Annotated in this window: 13 protein-coding genes; 8 read left to right on the top strand and 5 right to left on the bottom strand. The window is 67.2% G+C overall.

Features of this window, described 5'->3' with window-relative positions:
• The first annotated feature begins 1,160 nt into the window (after window positions 1-1,160).
• Complete coding sequence (locus ABD211_RS12035) at window positions 1,161-1,715, top strand: NfeD family protein (protein WP_344129461.1); 555 nt, start codon at window positions 1,161-1,163, stop codon at window positions 1,713-1,715.
• A gap of 30 nt (window positions 1,716-1,745) precedes the next feature.
• Window positions 1,746-2,960 (top strand): FAD-dependent oxidoreductase, encoded by a 1,215-nt coding sequence (locus ABD211_RS12030; RefSeq protein ID WP_344129458.1) that lies wholly within the window; start codon window positions 1,746-1,748, stop codon window positions 2,958-2,960.
• A 141-nt stretch (window positions 2,961-3,101) separates the two neighbouring features.
• Here ABD211_RS12030 and ABD211_RS12025 read toward each other — a convergent pair whose 3' ends face one another.
• Window positions 3,102-3,446, bottom strand: coding sequence for an STAS domain-containing protein (locus ABD211_RS12025; RefSeq protein ID WP_344129456.1), 345 nt, complete (start codon window positions 3,444-3,446; stop codon window positions 3,102-3,104).
• A gap of 304 nt (window positions 3,447-3,750) precedes the next feature.
• Window positions 3,751-5,067 (bottom strand): MFS transporter, encoded by a 1,317-nt coding sequence (locus tag ABD211_RS12020; RefSeq protein ID WP_344129638.1) that lies wholly within the window; start codon window positions 5,065-5,067, stop codon window positions 3,751-3,753.
• Between the two features lie 668 nt (window positions 5,068-5,735).
• Between ABD211_RS12020 and ABD211_RS12015 the strand changes: the two genes are divergently transcribed.
• Together ABD211_RS12015 and ABD211_RS12010 are read left to right on the top strand one after the other, a co-directional pair.
• Window positions 5,736-6,299: a DUF2238 domain-containing protein gene (locus tag ABD211_RS12015; RefSeq protein WP_344129454.1), complete on the top strand. Its 564-nt coding sequence runs from the start codon at window positions 5,736-5,738 to the stop codon at window positions 6,297-6,299.
• A 99-nt stretch (window positions 6,300-6,398) separates the two neighbouring features.
• Entirely contained in the window at window positions 6,399-6,914 is a 516-nt protein-coding gene (locus ABD211_RS12010) for a DUF421 domain-containing protein (protein ID WP_344129452.1), read from the top strand.
• Window positions 6,915-6,989: 75 nt separating this feature from the next.
• On the opposite strand, the gene ABD211_RS12005 is transcribed toward ABD211_RS12010, so the two are convergent.
• Window positions 6,990-8,399, bottom strand: a complete 1,410-nt coding sequence (locus ABD211_RS12005; protein ID WP_344129450.1) for a DUF2254 domain-containing protein — start codon at window positions 8,397-8,399, stop codon at window positions 6,990-6,992.
• Between the two features lie 413 nt (window positions 8,400-8,812).
• Between ABD211_RS12005 and ABD211_RS12000 the strand changes: the two genes are divergently transcribed.
• Window positions 8,813-10,078 carry a SigB/SigF/SigG family RNA polymerase sigma factor gene (locus tag ABD211_RS12000; protein WP_344129447.1) on the top strand — a complete coding sequence of 422 codons (1,266 nt, stop codon included), beginning with the start codon at window positions 8,813-8,815 and terminating at the stop codon, window positions 10,076-10,078.
• Here the strand turns inward: ABD211_RS12000 and ABD211_RS11995 are convergent.
• Both ABD211_RS11995 and ABD211_RS11990 read right to left on the bottom strand, forming a co-directional pair.
• The gene (locus tag ABD211_RS11995; protein WP_344129444.1) at window positions 10,025-10,573 is read right to left on the bottom strand and encodes a MarR family winged helix-turn-helix transcriptional regulator; all 549 of its coding nucleotides are present in this window, start codon (window positions 10,571-10,573) and stop codon (window positions 10,025-10,027) included. The genes ABD211_RS12000 and ABD211_RS11995 overlap by 54 nt on opposite strands.
• Window positions 10,574-10,608: 35 nt before the next feature.
• Window positions 10,609-11,070, bottom strand: a complete 462-nt coding sequence (locus tag ABD211_RS11990; protein ID WP_344129441.1) for a phage holin family protein — start codon at window positions 11,068-11,070, stop codon at window positions 10,609-10,611.
• 228 nt (window positions 11,071-11,298) lie between these two features.
• Here ABD211_RS11990 and ABD211_RS11985 point away from each other — a divergent pair, with 228 nt between their 5' ends.
• The 3 genes from ABD211_RS11985 (at window position 11,299) to ABD211_RS11975 (ending at window position 15,747) form a co-directional block, all read left to right on the top strand.
• Complete coding sequence (locus tag ABD211_RS11985; protein WP_344129438.1) at window positions 11,299-12,891, top strand: phytoene desaturase family protein; 1,593 nt, start codon at window positions 11,299-11,301, stop codon at window positions 12,889-12,891.
• 312 nt (window positions 12,892-13,203) lie between these two features.
• A complete protein-coding gene (locus ABD211_RS11980) occupies window positions 13,204-15,204 on the top strand; it encodes an amylo-alpha-1,6-glucosidase (protein WP_344129435.1) in 2,001 nt (666 codons plus the stop codon).
• A gap of 87 nt (window positions 15,205-15,291) precedes the next feature.
• Complete coding sequence (locus ABD211_RS11975) at window positions 15,292-15,747, top strand: SPW repeat protein (protein WP_344129432.1); 456 nt, start codon at window positions 15,292-15,294, stop codon at window positions 15,745-15,747.
• Window positions 15,748-15,752: the final 5 nt, after the last annotated feature.

Genomic DNA, 15,752 nt, shown 5'->3' with positions numbered 1-15,752 from the left:
GCGGCGGGACATCGAAATTCCGAGGAGCGGGCGATAAGGGGAACCTCAACCATTTTCGTGATCCGCCAGATACGCCCTACGAACTATCACCCCCCGCTGACTTATTGCCGTGCCTACCAGCGCGAGGTGGACCAGGAGGCGTCGGAAGGGTGGGTGCCGAAAACTCCGTCCGGGCAGGTCAAGTGGCCTGTTCGAATTCATGGGCGACGCTTCCCGACGTCGCGTCGAGTGGCCCGTCCATGCCGTCGTCGCCGCCGCCCATCTCCGGCTCGGAATCGGTGTACGGCCAGCAACGATGCGAGCGTGCGTGCGGTGAGGTTCATGCGCCCGGCGCGGGTCGTGGGGGAGCGCGCGACGACGATCCTGCGGGAAACACCAAGATCGGTAGCGTGGTGCTCCCGTTGCTGCGGGATTGTCCGCTGGATCATGGGGTGTGGTCATCGGACGTCAACTGCGTTGAACCGACGCGAACGGCGTTCAAGAGCGGGCCGTGACCTGCCGGAATCCCGTTTCGGCAGGTCACGGCTAGGTGATGGACCGTGTTGACACGGAAGAGGTCACTGGTTCAAACCCAGTATCGCCCACCATCTATATAAGCAGTTCAGCTAGCCCGTTACCGAAGATGCGGTAACGGGTTTTTGCATTACTGGCCCTTACATTGGGAGCAGATTGGGAGCACAAGATCATCTAGTGTTCCGGTCGGTCCTGCGGTGGTAGTGAACGGCGTCGTGGGTTGCCGAGGATCGTCTCCTATTTCTTCATGAACCTCTGCGATGCAGGGACGCGGACCGTAGCCGCGCTCCGAAGGTTAGGTGCGGCTCCGCGCCAATCCGTACGGCATTGGTACGGCGGTCGGCAGGCGGTTGTCCGGGAACAGCTGAATGAAGTGCGGTGCCGCGGCGGTTTGGTCCCTTTCAAGCAGGGTACGGGGCGTGTCATTGGCCTGCCGGTGTCGCCGATTACGTGGCAGGCGACCGACGCGGTCGTCGGCTCGGTAGGGCGTTAAGGCGACCAGCTCACATCCGGCTGGGCGTGGGCGGTCACGGCGGGCGGTCGGGGTGCCGTTGCCGGCGCGGGTCTTTACCTGCTGACCGCCGCCGCAGCTGTGTTGGCCGCTGGAGTGCGGGGCCAGCCGCCACACCCGAGGAGGGAAGACGCTGATGAAAGCTATCTGGTGGATGATCCTGGCGGCTACAGCGGCGCTGGTGGTTGGCGCCACCATCGCGACGCAGGCGCCGAGGGGTGCTGACACGCCGATGAGCTGGCTACAGGCCGCCCTCACCGACCCGAACGTTGTATTCGTGCTGCTGTCGCTAGCGGTCATAGCGCTGGTGACGGAAGTCGCCACCCCACGCAAGCGGCTAGCTGGGTCCTTCGGACTGTTGTTGTTGCTGTTGGCCGGTTACGGCATGGCAGGGCTGCCGGTGCAGCTACCCGGTGCGGTGCTGATGCTTCTGGCGGCGGGACTCTTCCTCGCTGAGACGATGACGGGGGGAGTGGCCGTTTTCGCGGCGGGCGGGGCGGCCGCCATGTGCGTCAGCGCGCTGGTTCTGTTTGAACAGCCGGTAACGGTAAGCCCGGTGACATACGCGACCATCGCCGTTTTCGCCGCACTCGTCTCGTGGCTGGTCGGCCGCTACGTATGGCCGAAGAGGCACCGCACTGCACCGCAGCCGGACGCTCCAACCCGGACCGATTCCGAACCCATCCGATGACGCGTCCTGTTGACCGAACGGAGGCTCAACGTGAGAGTCCTGATCTGCGGGGCCGGGATTGCCGGGCTGGCCCTCGCCCAACGGCTGGCCACGCATGGTGCCGAGGTGACCGTGCTGGAGAAGGCGTCGGGACCTCGCGCTAGTGGTTACATGATTGACTTTTTCGGGCCCGGGTACGACGCGGCCGAGGCGATGGGAGTACTACCGCGCATACTCCAGCTCGGTTATCACATCGACGAGGTCGCATACTGCGATGCTCGCGGGCGCCGGCGGACAGGCTTTCGCTACGACCGCTTTGCCAAGGCGTCAGGCGGACGAGTAACAAGCGTGATGCGTCCGGATTTGGAGCGGGCGCTGCGCGAGCACGTTCCCGAGCAGGTCGACCTGCGCTACGGCAGAACGATCAGCGCGGTGGACAACCGCCCCGACGGTGTGCGGGTCACCTTGGATGACGGCAGCGACCTTGCCGGCGACCTGCTTGTTGGCTGCGACGGCGTCCATTCAGTTGTGCGAGCCCTCGCTTTCGCGTCCGAGGCCTGGAGTGTGCGCTATCTCGGCTTTCATACCGCCGCGTTCTCCTTCTTCGATGCTGCGGCGCACGCCGAGATCGGCGGCCGGTTCTGCATGACCGACAGTCTGCACCGGGCGATGGGGTTCTACGGGCTGCGCGACGGGAAAGTCGCGGTGTTCGCGGTGCACCCGGCCCGCGACTCTGAGCTGCCACACGACGCACGCCTCGAACTGCGGCGGCAGTACGGAGGGCTGGGCTGGATAGCACCCCGGGCGCTGGCTGCCTGCCCTCCCGCCGATGAGCTGTACTACGACCAGGTCGCGCAGGTCGTTATGCCGTCCTGGAGTCGAGGCCGAGTTGCGCTGCTTGGTGACGCCGCGTATGCGGTATCGCTGCTGGCTGGCCAGGGCGCCGCTCTGGCCGTGGCCGGCGCATACGTGCTTGGCGAGCACTTGGCCGAAGCCCCGTCCATGGATGCCGCGTTGGCAGGGTACGAGCGAATGTTGCGGCCGGTCGTTCTCGATAAGCAGGCGACCGCTCGCAAGGCGGTGCGCTGGTTCGTCCCGTCGACCCGCAGCCAACTTTGGTTGCGCCGCGCCGCGTTCGCCGCTGCGCGATTACCCGTCGCCGACCGTCTGGTTGCCGCCTCGCTGGTCGGCAAACCCAGCGCCGTCATCGCCGAGCTTGCTGGTGGGACCGCCTCCCGCCCGACGACAACCGAGCCGCCGCTATGAGCGAGTGTTCGACTTGTTCAGGAAGTTCGTACAGCAATTCGTTTCTCTCGCAGGGCGCGTAATGGTCGGATGGCCGGAAGCGATTGATCGGCGAGAAGCCTCTGCCCTGCTGACCTTCTCCCTCGTCAGGGCAAGGCCAAGTCATTCCTCAATGCAGGTTCGGGCTTCGTCGATTGTTTCGTAGCAACCGAAGAAATCGACAAGACCGCTGATCTCCAGCACGCGTCGCACCACGTGCTGGGGGGCAGCCAAAATCAGTTGTCCACCCTTGGCCTGCACGTTATTTCGGTGACGGATAAATGTTCGCAGGCCTGCTGAGTCGCAGAAGTTCAGTCGAGACAGATCGATGATGACGTTCAGATGGCCGTTCGTGAGGTTCTGAGCGGCCAGTTCGGCGACGTCACGGTAGCTGTGGAGGTCCAGCTCACCGTCGAGCGCGATCACGGTTGTGTTGCCTATGTAGTCGACGTTGATTGTCAAAGTCATGCCTGAACGCTCGCGTTCAGATTAACCATTACGTCCCATTCTCTATGCAGTAGATCGCATCGCCCCGACCGTCCTGGTCGTGACCAGCCACGCCCGGCACCGGCCCAGTGCCGCGTTATGGTACTGAACGAGGTGCCGCCGGGCATGTGCGCGCCTTCCTGTCGCATCATGCGTTGTCAGCCACACTTCTGAGCCTGCGTGACGTTGCGTCCTGCAGGCGTGCTTGACCAGGCAGCGCCACTCGAACGCGGCCGGATGCAGGTCGGGCATGCGAGACGACGCCCGCCGATGAGCGCCACCGGCGTCATGAATGGTCAGGCCGGTCTCGCCGAGCTTCGCCGCTACCAGAGGCCGCCTGAACGTCTCCACAGTAGCTGCTTCGGCCTCGGAGGACGAGTAGTCCGTTCGCGGCCAACGGAACGAGCATGATGAGGAAGGTCTCTCGCAGGCCGGTCGCGTTGGCGCGTCCACCCGGCCCGGCTAGCAGGTCGGCGAGCATGCCGAAGCAGAGCGGGGCGGTCGCCTCTCCGGTCATGCGCAGCAGCGTGCGTAGACTTTCCGCCCTTCCCCACAGGCCGGGCGCGACGATGTCGAGCCGGGCGGCGTCAAGCGGCGGATTCGCGGACGCGAGCAAGCCGGCCGCGACCGTGATGAAAGGCACCGCCCACCAGAGGGAGGTGGTGAAGAGAGCCGGTGCCAGTACTACGGCCACGGAAATGTAGGCAACCGCCGGCACCATTATTCGAGCGGCGCGATGGCCATGGTTCAACAGAGCGTCGGCCACCCGGCCCCCGGCCATGGTGCCGAGAATGGCCCCTACGCCGATAACTGGCACGAGCCCGCTGACCTGAACTGGACCAACGGCGAACCGCCGTTCAATGAACACCAGGCCGAACGTCCGAAGGCCAGCGAAGAAGAAGTAGCCGACGGCCGACGCGACGATCAGGACCCGGACAGTACGGATGTGCAGCGCGGCCGCCATGCCGGACAGTGATTCCGCGAGAGTCGCTCGCACGCGTCGCGCCTGGGGCGTTGGCCGGTGATGCGGCTGGTCAGGCGATACCGGGACCTGCGCCGCGCCAGGCCGGAGTCGGCTCGCGCCCCCGCGCGCCGGTTCCGGAAGCCAACGCGCAACCGCCGCGGCGAGTCCGCCGCCCGGCACCGAGAGGAGCCAGAACGCCCATCGCCAAGACCACGCGGCGGCAATATTGCCGCCTACAAGGAGTCCCACTCCCGCCCCCAGCATTTCGCCGGTCAGGATCCAGCCCAGGACCCGGGCTCGCTCCTCGATGGGAAACAGATCGCCCAACAGGGACGAAAGCAGTGGTCCCGCCGCGACAGCTGCGGCTCCGAGCCCGAGCCGGCTGAGGAGAAGCCAGAGGTACGAGGGCGCCGCACCGGCCAGTGCGAGCGCCCCGCTCCAGGTGGCAACGCAGCCGACCAGGAGCCGGACCCGCGGAAGTCGGTCGGCGGCGGCGCCCATCGGGACGGCGGCGGCCGCGCCAACGCCGGCGGATGCGGTTGCGAGCAGGCCCAACTGAGTGTGGGGCAGTTCCATATTCGCCTGCAGTTGTGGGGCCACGGCTCCGAGCGCACCAAGGTCAGCAGAGTTCAACGCCATCACGGCGGTGAGCAGGAAAACGACCCGTGCGCGCAGGGGGCCTCCGAACGCCGCTGTCAGTCGGCAAAGAACGCCGTGGGCCGCCCGGGCCGGGGAGGCGCGAGCAGCGCCGGCCGTCGAGCGTGCAGACCGCGCCAACCACATCGGTCCTCTTGCTGCGCCCGTGTCCTGTGCCGGAACGTCCGGTGGGCCGGCAGCGCCGGCGCGGTCGGCATGCGGAGGGCTTCCGGGGCGCGCTGCCCATTTCACCCATACGGGCAGGGCCGCGCTGGGAGTGCGTTTGATCGGCCCGGCAGTCATTGCCGACCCGCATCGCATGCTGCTCGGCTATGCATGGTCCTTTCCCGTGTCAGTCACCAGCAGTCTGAATCTCGTTGAGTGGTACCCGGCGCGCCCCGCCACAACCGCTCAGCGCGACGAACATTCGCCTTTTATGGGCTCTCCTGAGCGTCACTCGCGGCGTGTGCCGCCGCCGGGGCAGCGTTCGCGACTGCGCTGATCAACTAATACCGAACAAACAGCTGGCGTGCTCATGAAGCGTTCGTGCGGCCGCGGCTGTTTGACCGACCGGAACAGGGATATCTGCGTTGCGGAAGGAGGTGCGCTGACCCGCGTAATGCTTGGTCGCGACAATGAGTATGAGGATGATCTTGCGATGTGCCGCATACGTGGGGGATCTCGCGCGTGTCGCGGCGCTGGTGGCGGCTGTCGTGTGCGTCGTGAACGGTCAATGGGACGACGTCGCCCGATTCGCGGTCGTATTGAGCGTCCTGCTTGCCTCGCGGCTGGCGCGCATGCCGAGGGTTTTCGATGCTGCTCTGGGCGTGACGCTCACGGTGGCGACTGTGGCGATGGCGGCCAGTTGGTACGACACCGTGCCTTGGGTGGACATCGTCATTCACGGCACGACGACCGGGGCCGTGGCGGCCGTGGCGACGGTGGCGATGGGCCGGGCACGGCTACTGCCCCTGGCACAGTGCGGGACGCCTGCAGTGGTGGTACTTGTGGTTGCGGTCGGCTTCAGCCTCGGAGTGCTGTGGGAGTTCTGGGAGTGGCTCGCGACGCACGTGTTCGGCATGATCATGGTGGTCGGGTACACCGACACGATTGTCGACCTCGCGATGGACGGCGCGAGTTCGCTGCTCGCCGGTGTGGCGCTGGCGGCGTGGTTGGGTAACGGCCGGTCGATGTATCGCACGGAGCCGCCGGTCCGATCGCGTTCGAATGGATGAAGTCAACCCCGGTGGACTGCGCATCGCGCCGGTGTCCACCTTGAGGCCTCGCGCGACGGGCGTGTCGGTAATGCGACGCGCCCCGCTGGGTAAGTCTCCATGGTGTTCTTCGAGTCCTGGAACTACGTGTTGCGCGTCCTCGCGGCCGCGGTGCTGGTCTACCCTGCGCTGATCGTGCTCTTGCGCCTGTCCGGCAAGCGGACACTGGCGAAAATGAACGCGTTCGACCTGGTCGTCACGGTGGCCCTCGGCTCGACGCTGGCCAGTGTGCTGCTGTCGACCGACGTGACACTTGCGCAGGGCGTTGCCGCGCTGGCGGGATTGGTGACGTTGCAGTTCGCCATCGCGTGGGCCGTTGTCCGGAGTCGCTGGGCCCGCCGGCTGGTGAAGTCGCAGCCGACGTTGCTCTTACGCGACGGCGAAATGCTGGTCGAGGCAATGACCCGCGAGCGGGTCGCGCCTGAGGAGGTGCGTCAGGCGGTACGGGCGCGGGGCATCGGGGGACTGGAGAAGGTGACGGCCGTGATTCTGGAGACGGACGGGTCCTTCAGCGTCGTGCCCGCTTCCGGGATGGGGTCCGGAACTGCCCTTGACGACGTCGCGAGCCGGCAATAGCGGCGACGCCGTTTTCACCGTGCCGGCTGGGTGGTTGCGATGCCGGGGCATGCCGAGTCCACATTCATGGCGGCCTCAGGCACGCCTGCCGGACACGCGATCACGGTCGGTCCGGCCGGGGTGCTGCGGCGCGGGAACCGACCACTGGCCCTGTAGCGCGTCGTGGACCGCGGCGACGCCTTTCTCCAGCCGGACCTGGTCAGCTGGACGGAAGCGCTGCTCACGGGCGGTGGCCTGTAGCGCATCCAGCTCTTCGCGGACAGCGGCCCGCTCGCGCGGGACCGTCGTCGACCAGGCTACCTCTTGTAGGAGGGCGAGCAGCCGAGCCAGTACGTCGGGGTCTTGCGCTCCGTAGTGCGACGGCTGAGCGATCACCAGGCCGAGCAGCGCGACAAGATCGGGCTGGTCGAGCACGAGTCGTGCCCGGCCGCTTTCGTCGCATCGGACGCGAGGACCGGTTGACCGATCGGCGAGCTGGCACAACAGGGCGGAGGCGTGGCTGAGTGCATGTACGGCGGTGGTGGGATCGTTGATGCCGGGTGACAGTGCACGCACGGCGATGTCGACGATCTGCCGTAGCCCGAAGGCGACGTCGCTACCGCCGTTGCGTTCAAAGCCCACCCGTACCGCATGGGACGCCCGCCGGCGCAGCGACGTGTATGCGTCCTCATCGAAGCATGACCGTGACAGTGGCCAGGCGATCGCCACCGGAGTGTCGGCGATGACGGAGTCGCCGGGCTGCCGAAAGACATGGATCATGCCGTCGACCTCTGTAGCGGCCGCCATCAACTGAGTTTCATCAATGAAGATCAGGAACCCCGAGGTGTCGGCGTGAAGCAGGACTGTCTCGCGTCCGTCGGGGCCGACCGCGACAGGCGGGAGCTCCGGTTGGCGGCGTTCGGGGAACACGGCCTCAATCGCGTCCGTGGCGCGGCGGTGCACATCGCGGAGCATGGACTCGATGCGGATTTTGCGGGACAGGTGTGCCAGGAACAGCACCAGGGTGATGACGCTGGCTAGCGCCAACACGTAGGCGAGCGTGACGGATACCCGGGGCACGAATGCTGACCGGCCGTTGAAGTCCGTCCGGATGGTCTGCATCACCGTCATAGCGAAGGTGAATGTGCCGAGCAGCACCGCGAGGGTCACGTGGACGACTCGGTCCTGAGTGAAGGTACGCAGGACCCGGGGCGAGTACTGGCTGCTTGCCAGCTGCAACGTGATCACAGTGAGAGAGAACGTCAGCGATGTGACGGTGACCAGCGAACCGGCCACAGCGGCGAGGACGCCGCGCGCCGTGTCCGGACCGGCCCGGAACAGGTAACGGTCGACGCCATCGGGCAACCAGGCCACGAGTCGGCTGTCGAACGAGGGCAGCATGACTCCCAACGCCACGGCGACCATCAGGGCGAACGCGGGCGCCGGCCACACCTGGCTCAGTACCTGATCACGGACATTGCGCCAACGCCCGCCGCGCGATCTCATCTCACGCTCGCCTCCCAGTCCGGGCATGCCCCTCTGCGCGTCGACCGCATGCGCCCTGCCTACCCAGTGGTCGTACGGATAAGCGTCGGTTCAGTAGGCGGCCAGACTGTCGGACGGCGGCAGGGGCACGCCGTCTTGTCCCGGTGTGGGCGTTCGTGGCTTTGTTCGGCTTTGTCCTACGTCAACGTTGCCTGGCGCGTGCACTTCTCTAAATGATCAAGGAAACCGGACTATGCGGTTGCAACACGGCTGCGGGGTTGCCGCCGAAAAAATCTCCTCGCACGAGGGTTGACCTTGTTTCCGGTGGGCAGTGGCCCTGTGCGCCAAAAGTCGCACTAATACAACCGTTGCAACTCAGCAAGCATCGCGCTTGGTGCGAGTGAACGTATAAACCGTGCTCCAGGAGGAACGCCATGACGGCCACAACAGCGGACGTACTAGGCGTAACGCTGACGTCCCCCCAGCGAGGTATGCCGTGTTCCTGTGGCTCCGAGGCGTGCCGGCAGGATCTGGTAGATCTCGCCGGTGACCCACGGGACGGTACGCGACCGGGTTCTCCATGGCGCGAACTGCGTAACCGGGTCGTCGAACGCCATCTGACGCTGGCCGTCCAGGTTGCCCGTCGCTTCCGTCGTCCGAGCGTGCCGGATGAAGACCTGGATCAGGTGGCGTACCTCGCCCTGGTGGGCGCGGTAGACCGGTTCGATCCGGATCGCGGATTGCCCCTTTCGGCGTTCGCGGTGCCCACCATGACTGGCGCCATTAAGCGCTACTTCCGCGACAACCGGTGGATGTTGCGGACGCCGCGGCGTCTGAAGGAGCTGCACCTGCAGTTGTGCCAGGCATATGAGGAGCTGACGCAACGCTACGTCCGATCGCCCACCACGGCGGAACTCGCCCGGCACGTCGGCTGCGCCGAGGACGAGGTGATCGACACATTGCGCGCGACGGACAGCCAATCGCCGCTGTCGCTCGACGGTAAGGCAGGTGAAGGTCGGGATGCCCCGGTGCTGAGCGATTTGGTCGGAGAGACGGATCGCGGCTTCGATCATGTCGAAGATGTCGAGGTACTTGGCCCCGCTCTCGCAAAGCTGCCGGAACGCCAGCAGCGTGTGGTCATGCTGCGCTTCTACGGAGGCCTGACCCAAACCGAGATCGGGGACCGGGTCGGTTGCTCTCAGATGCAGGTCTCGCGGTTGCTCAAAGCGGCGCTTGAGAAGCTCCGTGCATTGCTCAATGTCGAGGACAGCGGTGCCTCGTCCGACACCGAGCCTGAAAGCGCGGAACCCACCAGTCCAGATGTCGTTCCGCCGGGCCCGGACCCGAAGCGGACGGCTGACCGTCCGCTGCCCGCCTCACCCGGTTCCTGGCGCCGCACAGCGTGCCGCACCCGGCGTCGGATTCCGCTGCGCCATTCGAACGGGCGGCTGGCCCATGCACGATCAGCGAACGCATCCATCCCAACGCGCTGTCGTGCCGTGCACTGTCGTGGCGCGTTGTCCGTGACCGTCGCACGCCCACTGGGCGGCTTGGGCGCCGGGCGAGGGCCTCCGGCAGGGCCTGTTGCGCGTGGCGTTGGGTTCACCACGGTGGTCGGGCCGGACGCGCGGTACCACTTCGGTGCTTCATGCCTCGACCTCCAGCGGATCAGGTTTATTCGACCGTTGCCACTGCCGTGACCACTCGGCTTCAGTCAGCTCTCCGGCCGAGCTCAGGAGGGCGCGTAAGGCGCCGGATACAGCCATTCGATCTTCCTCCGGGATCGCGCTGGCGACGGCGGCGATGCTGGCGCGCCGGCTGCGCATCACCTCTCCCACGACGGCGCGGCCGTGCTCCGTCAACGCGATCCACGTCGCCCGACGGTCGTCTCCGCGGCGGTACCGGCGCACCAGGTCCTTGCGACGCAGCCGGTCGCACATGCGTGTCATGGTCGACAGGCCCAGCGTGAGTTCGGTAGCCAGGTCGGACGTCCGCTGAGCTCCTTTCCCCGCGAGAATGATCAACACCCGGTACTGGGCCAGCGTCACGTCGGCGTCGATGCCGGCCAGCGAACGGGCAGACAGGCCGACCAGCAGGCGGCTTGTGGCGAGCAGATCATCGACGAGTGCGGCGGTGGTGCGGTCAGCGGCGTTCATCAGGTCCTTACGGGTTCGTCGTAGCATCTGCGCCGCCACGCTCCCATGGAAGTGGGACGGTGTGCCGCCACGCCTCAAGAAGCGGTGCGAGTCCTCGCCGCCTCGCGTACACCGGTCGCGGTCGCGGCCGCGAGCTGTTCCGTTGTGGCGGTTAGATCCCCGCCCACATCGCGCATGACCTGTTGGCCGCCGTCCGCCATGGCCCTGAGCCTCATCCAGCCCTGCCAGGCCAGTACGGCACCGGCGGCGAGATAACCTGTGGTAACGGACGCTGCCGCGAGGCGTCGGGGGAGGACCGCGTCGGCCGTGCGCAGGATGGTCGTGGCGGCGCTGCCGAGAGCGAGAATTCCGCAGACGCCTGCCGCACCGAGCAGCAGCGCGCCCGTGCCGCCCCGCCGCAGTATGCCGCCGACGTCCGCGCGCACTTTCGCCACCTCGTCGTGGACCACCGCGGCCATGTCCTGAGCCAAGCGCTCCACGGGCGGTTCGGTGGGCGTCGAGGGCCGCCGAGACATAGTGTCCATGATCGCCTCCATGATGTCCTTGTTCCCAGGGCGTGGGGAAGCGCTACCCCGAGCGTGCGCGCCCAAACTGCGACTACAACGGACTCCCGGCGGTGCTGAAGGCCTGGCGGCGACTGTTCCATGGCTCACCGCGTTTGTCTGTAGTCCGGCGGGGAAGTTCCGCCTCATGGCCGCGCCGGAATAGCTCGTGAGGCGCGGCGGTGCGGCCGGGATGCACGAACTAACGAGAACGCTGGGCACATGACACAGACTGTCGATGCCGTCGTCGTGGGTGCGGGCCACAACGGGCTCGTCGCGGCCAACATGCTCGCTGACGCCGACTGGGATGTCGTGGTGTTGGAGGCGACGGGGGCGGCTGGCGGCGCGGTGCGCTCCGCAGAGATCAGTCCTGGGTACCGTGCGGATCTGTGCAGCGCCTTCTACCCGTTGGCCGCCGCGTCACCCGCGCTCGCGGCGCTGGATCTGAGCGGGTACGGCCTTGCGTGGACGCACGCTCCCCATGTGTTGGCCCATCTGTTGCCCGACGGACGAGCTGTCGTGCTGGACCGCGACCCCACCCGCACCGCGGATTCAGTTGAAATGTTCGCGTCCGGCGACGGGGCGCGTTGGCGTGGGCTCTACGCCCGCTGGCTGCGGGTCGCCGAACCGCTCCTGGACTCGCTTCTGCGGCCGTTCCCGCCGCTGCGACCCGCGCTTCGGCTCGTTCGCGCCCAGCCCGCCGCCGAGCTGATCCGTCTCATTCATACGTTCCTCATGCCCGCCGGTCGACTTGCCGATCAGGTCTTCGCCGGTGAAGGGGCGAAACTCCTTTTGTCCGGCCTCGCGTTGCACAGCGACCTGGGGCCCCAGGAGACGGGCAGTGGCGCCTACGGCTGGATCATGGCAATGCTGGGTCAGCAGTTCGGGTTTCCCGTGCCCGTCGGCGGCGCCGGTGAAATCACGAACTCGCTCGTCGCCCGGTTCGCCGCGGCCGGCGGTCAGCTGCGTTGCGGTGCCCCCGTGGCGGAGATCGTCGTCGCCGGCGGCCGGGCCCTCGGCACGCGATGCGCGGACGGGACGCTGATCCGGGCCCGGCGTGCGGTGCTCTGCGACGTGTCGGCCCCGATGCTCTACGGTCACCTCGTTGCCGGCCAGCATCTTCCCCGACAGCTCCTCGCGGACCTCGACGGCTTCGTATGGGATCACAGCACGATCAAGATCGACTGGGCGCTGCGTGGCCGCGTTCCCTGGACAACCCCTGAAGTCGGCGGGGCCGGGACGGTGCACCTTGGTGTCGATTTCGCCGGGCTGTGCCGGTACGCCGGCGCGCTCTCGGCCGGGGATCCACCATCCGACCCCTTCGTGCTTGCGGGGCAGATGACCACGGCGGACCCCACCCGCTCGCCGGTCGGCACCGAAACGCTGTGGGCGTACACCCACCTGCCCCGGCGGCGGTTCTGGTCTGCGGACGCCATCGACGAGCATGTGCGTCGGGTGGAGGCCATCTTCGAGCGACACGCTCCCGGGTTCGGCGGTCTTGTCGTCGGCCGGCGGGTGGCAGGGCCCGACGCGCTGGAGGTCGAGAACCCGAACCTGGATCACGGGGCGATCGCAGGCGGCACTGCCGCGCCGCACCAACAACTCATCTTCCGTCCGCTTCCCGGCCTCGGCCGCGCCGACACCCCGATCGACCGGCTGTATCTGGCAAGCGCGAGCGCGCACCCGGGTGGTGGGGTTCACGGGGCGCCGGGCGCCAATGCGGCGCGCGCCGCGCTAGCCCGGTCGCGACCGTTCGCCGGGGACGTGTACCGCGCCGTCGTTCAGGCCGGCTTCCGGCGCGTGGAGGGAAAGTGACCTGGTGGGCGGTCGTTTCGTCACCGGGACAGTGGGTACGCGGTGCCGTTGGTTGACCGAGTTCGCGGGAGGACGAGATGACAGCACGGTTGTTGACCGCCAATCGCGTCGGCGACTCGATGACGAGGGCCGCCGGGAGTGTGGCCGGCGCGGTGGTCGATCCGAAGACCGGTTGGAAACGCCTGCGCGGGAGCGTCCCAGGCTCCAGGCTCCTCGTTCTGGGAGCCGCCCTCGCGGCGGCCTTCCTGGCGGGGCGAGCCAGCGTCCGACGCTAGGTCCTGAACCGGTCGGCCGGGCGGAAAGGCGTGACGCATGCCAGCTGACCAATTGAGCATTCTGGACGGCAGCACCTTCCTCGTCAGTGACCCGGACGGTGAGGTGCATCGGGACACGGACGGTCCGCAAGGGCTGTTCTATCGCGACGTGCGGCATCTGTCGCGTTGGCAGCTGCGGCTCAATGGTCGGCAGCTGAACCGTCTCAGCAGCGCCACAACCGAATACGACACTGCCGTGTTCTACCTCGCTGAGGCGACGGGCTCGGTCTACCGGAGCCCACCGGTGACGGTCGTGCGACACAGGCGCATCGGCGGTGGCCTGCACGAGCGTTTGACGGTGAGCAACCACCGGGGAAGTTCCGTCTCGCTGCATCTAATGATCATGTTTGCCGCCGACTTCGCCGATCTCTTCGAGGTCCGGGACGGCAACCCCAGCTCCCGGCGCCCACACATCTCGATCGGCGAGGGGTGCGTCACGCTGGAGTACCGGCGGGAAGACTTCATGCGCCGCACGGTGATCCGGGCCGACGGCGCAGCGGTGACCGAGCAGAGCCTGCTGTACCAGGTCGACCTCGAAGCGGGCGAGACGTGGCACACCGACATCACCGTGGAGCTCGTCGCCGACGGCCGTCGCCTGGCGCTCAAGGACAGCCGCCAGCCCAATATGAACTGCAGCGTCCAGGAGTGGCTGGAAAGCGCTCCCCGGCTGGAGACCGACTGGGCCGACCTGAACCATGCCTACCGTCGCAGCCTGCTCGATCTCGCCGCACTGCGGTTCTATCCCGACGTCGAGCCGCATCATTCGGTGCCGGCCGGTGGACTGCCCTGGTACATGGCTCTGTTCGGAAGGGACAGTCTCATTACGAGCTACCAGGCGTTGCCGTTCGTGCCCGAACTGGCCCACACCACCTTGCGGGCGCTGGCTGAACGGCAGGCCCACGACACTGACGACTTCCGGGACGCCGAGCCGGGCAAGATCATGCACGAGTTGCGCCACGGCGAACTCACCCGATTCCACCAGCGACCGCAGTCGCCCTACTACGGGTCCGCCGACGCCACGCCACTGTTCCTCGTCGTACTCGACGAGGACGAACGATGGACGGGCGACGCGTCGCTCGTGCGGGAGATGGAGGGCACCGCACGCGCGGCGCTGCGCTGGATGGAGGTCTACGGCGACCGCGACGGTGACGGCTTCATCGAGTACGCCACCCGCAATCACGACAGCGGCATGGTCAACCACTGCTGGAAGGACTCGGACAACTCGATCGTCTATCCGGACGGCCGGCCCGCCCCGCTGCCCCGTGCGGTCTGTGAGATCCAGGGGTACGCCTACGACGCGCGACTGCGGCTGGCCCGCCTGGCCCGGGAGTTCTGGCATGACGACGCCCTCGCCGATCGTGCCGAGGCCGACGCCGCCCGGCTGCGTGAACGGTTCAATGATGTGTTCTGGCTCCCGGATGACGCGTGCTACGCGCTGGCGCTCGACGGACAGGGGTGCGCCGTGCCCACGGTCGCGTCGAACATGGGGCAGTTGCTGTGGAGCGGCGTGGTGCCGCCCGACCGGGTGGACCGGCTCGTCGGTCATCTCTTCAGCACCCGGATGTTCTCCGGCTGGGGAATCCGGACGATGGCTGCCGGGCAGCCGGCGTACAGTCCGGTGGAGTACCACAACGGTGCGGTGTGGCCGCACGACAACGCGCTCATCGCGGCCGGTCTGGCCCGGTACGGGCGCCACGACGAGGCGGCGCGCATCGCGCGGGCGCTGGTCACGGCGAGCCGCACCTTCGACTACCGGCTCCCGGAGGCGCTCACCGGCGCGGACCGGGCTCTCACGGACGTTCCGGTCCGCTATCCCACGGCGGCCTCCCCGCAGGCCTGGTCTGCGAGCGCCCCGCTACTGATCATCCGCACCCTGTTGGGGTTGGTCCCTGACACGGACGGCCTCCGCACGAACGTGCACCTCCCAGGGGAGGTCGAACACATTGATCTGTTCGGAGTGCCGGGGCGGTGGGGCCGGATGGACGTGAAAACCTCCTGAGCCGCCATGGCCGCCGTACCAGGCGTTAGGTCACCGAACCGGTGGGTAGGCGGGCGCCGGACGCACTCGTTCCTGGAGGTGAGCACGATGACTGACACAGCCCGATTCACGATGGGTGACCATCCCGATCTTCTGGAGATGCGCGAGAGGTACGAACGGGCCTCCGCAAGCGGACCGGCCGTTATCGCCGACGGGTTCATGCTGCTCGCCGGCCTGTGGCTGGCCATATCACCGTGGGTTTTGCACTTTTCCGCGACGGCGCCCAGCATCGCCCTGAACAACCTGGTGCTCGGCATCGCCGTGGCGGTGGTGGCTATGAGCCTGACTCTCATGCCACAGCGCATGGTCCGTCTGAGCTGGGCGACCGCGGTGATCGGCGCGTGGGTGGTCGCTTCCCCGTGGATCATCCAGCAGTCCAGCGTGACGGCCGGTATCTGGATCAACAACGTGGTGACCGGGGCTGTCACGGCCGTGCTCGGCATCGCGGCTGGCGCGATCCTCATGGGCGGTTCCCGAGCTGCGGGGGACCGGTCCGGCTACTGATCCGT

The organism is Luedemannella flava, assembly GCF_039528515.1.
Lineage (GTDB): Bacteria > Actinomycetota > Actinomycetes > Mycobacteriales > Micromonosporaceae > Luedemannella > Luedemannella flava.
This window is presented reverse-complemented; position numbering and strand designations above follow the sequence as displayed.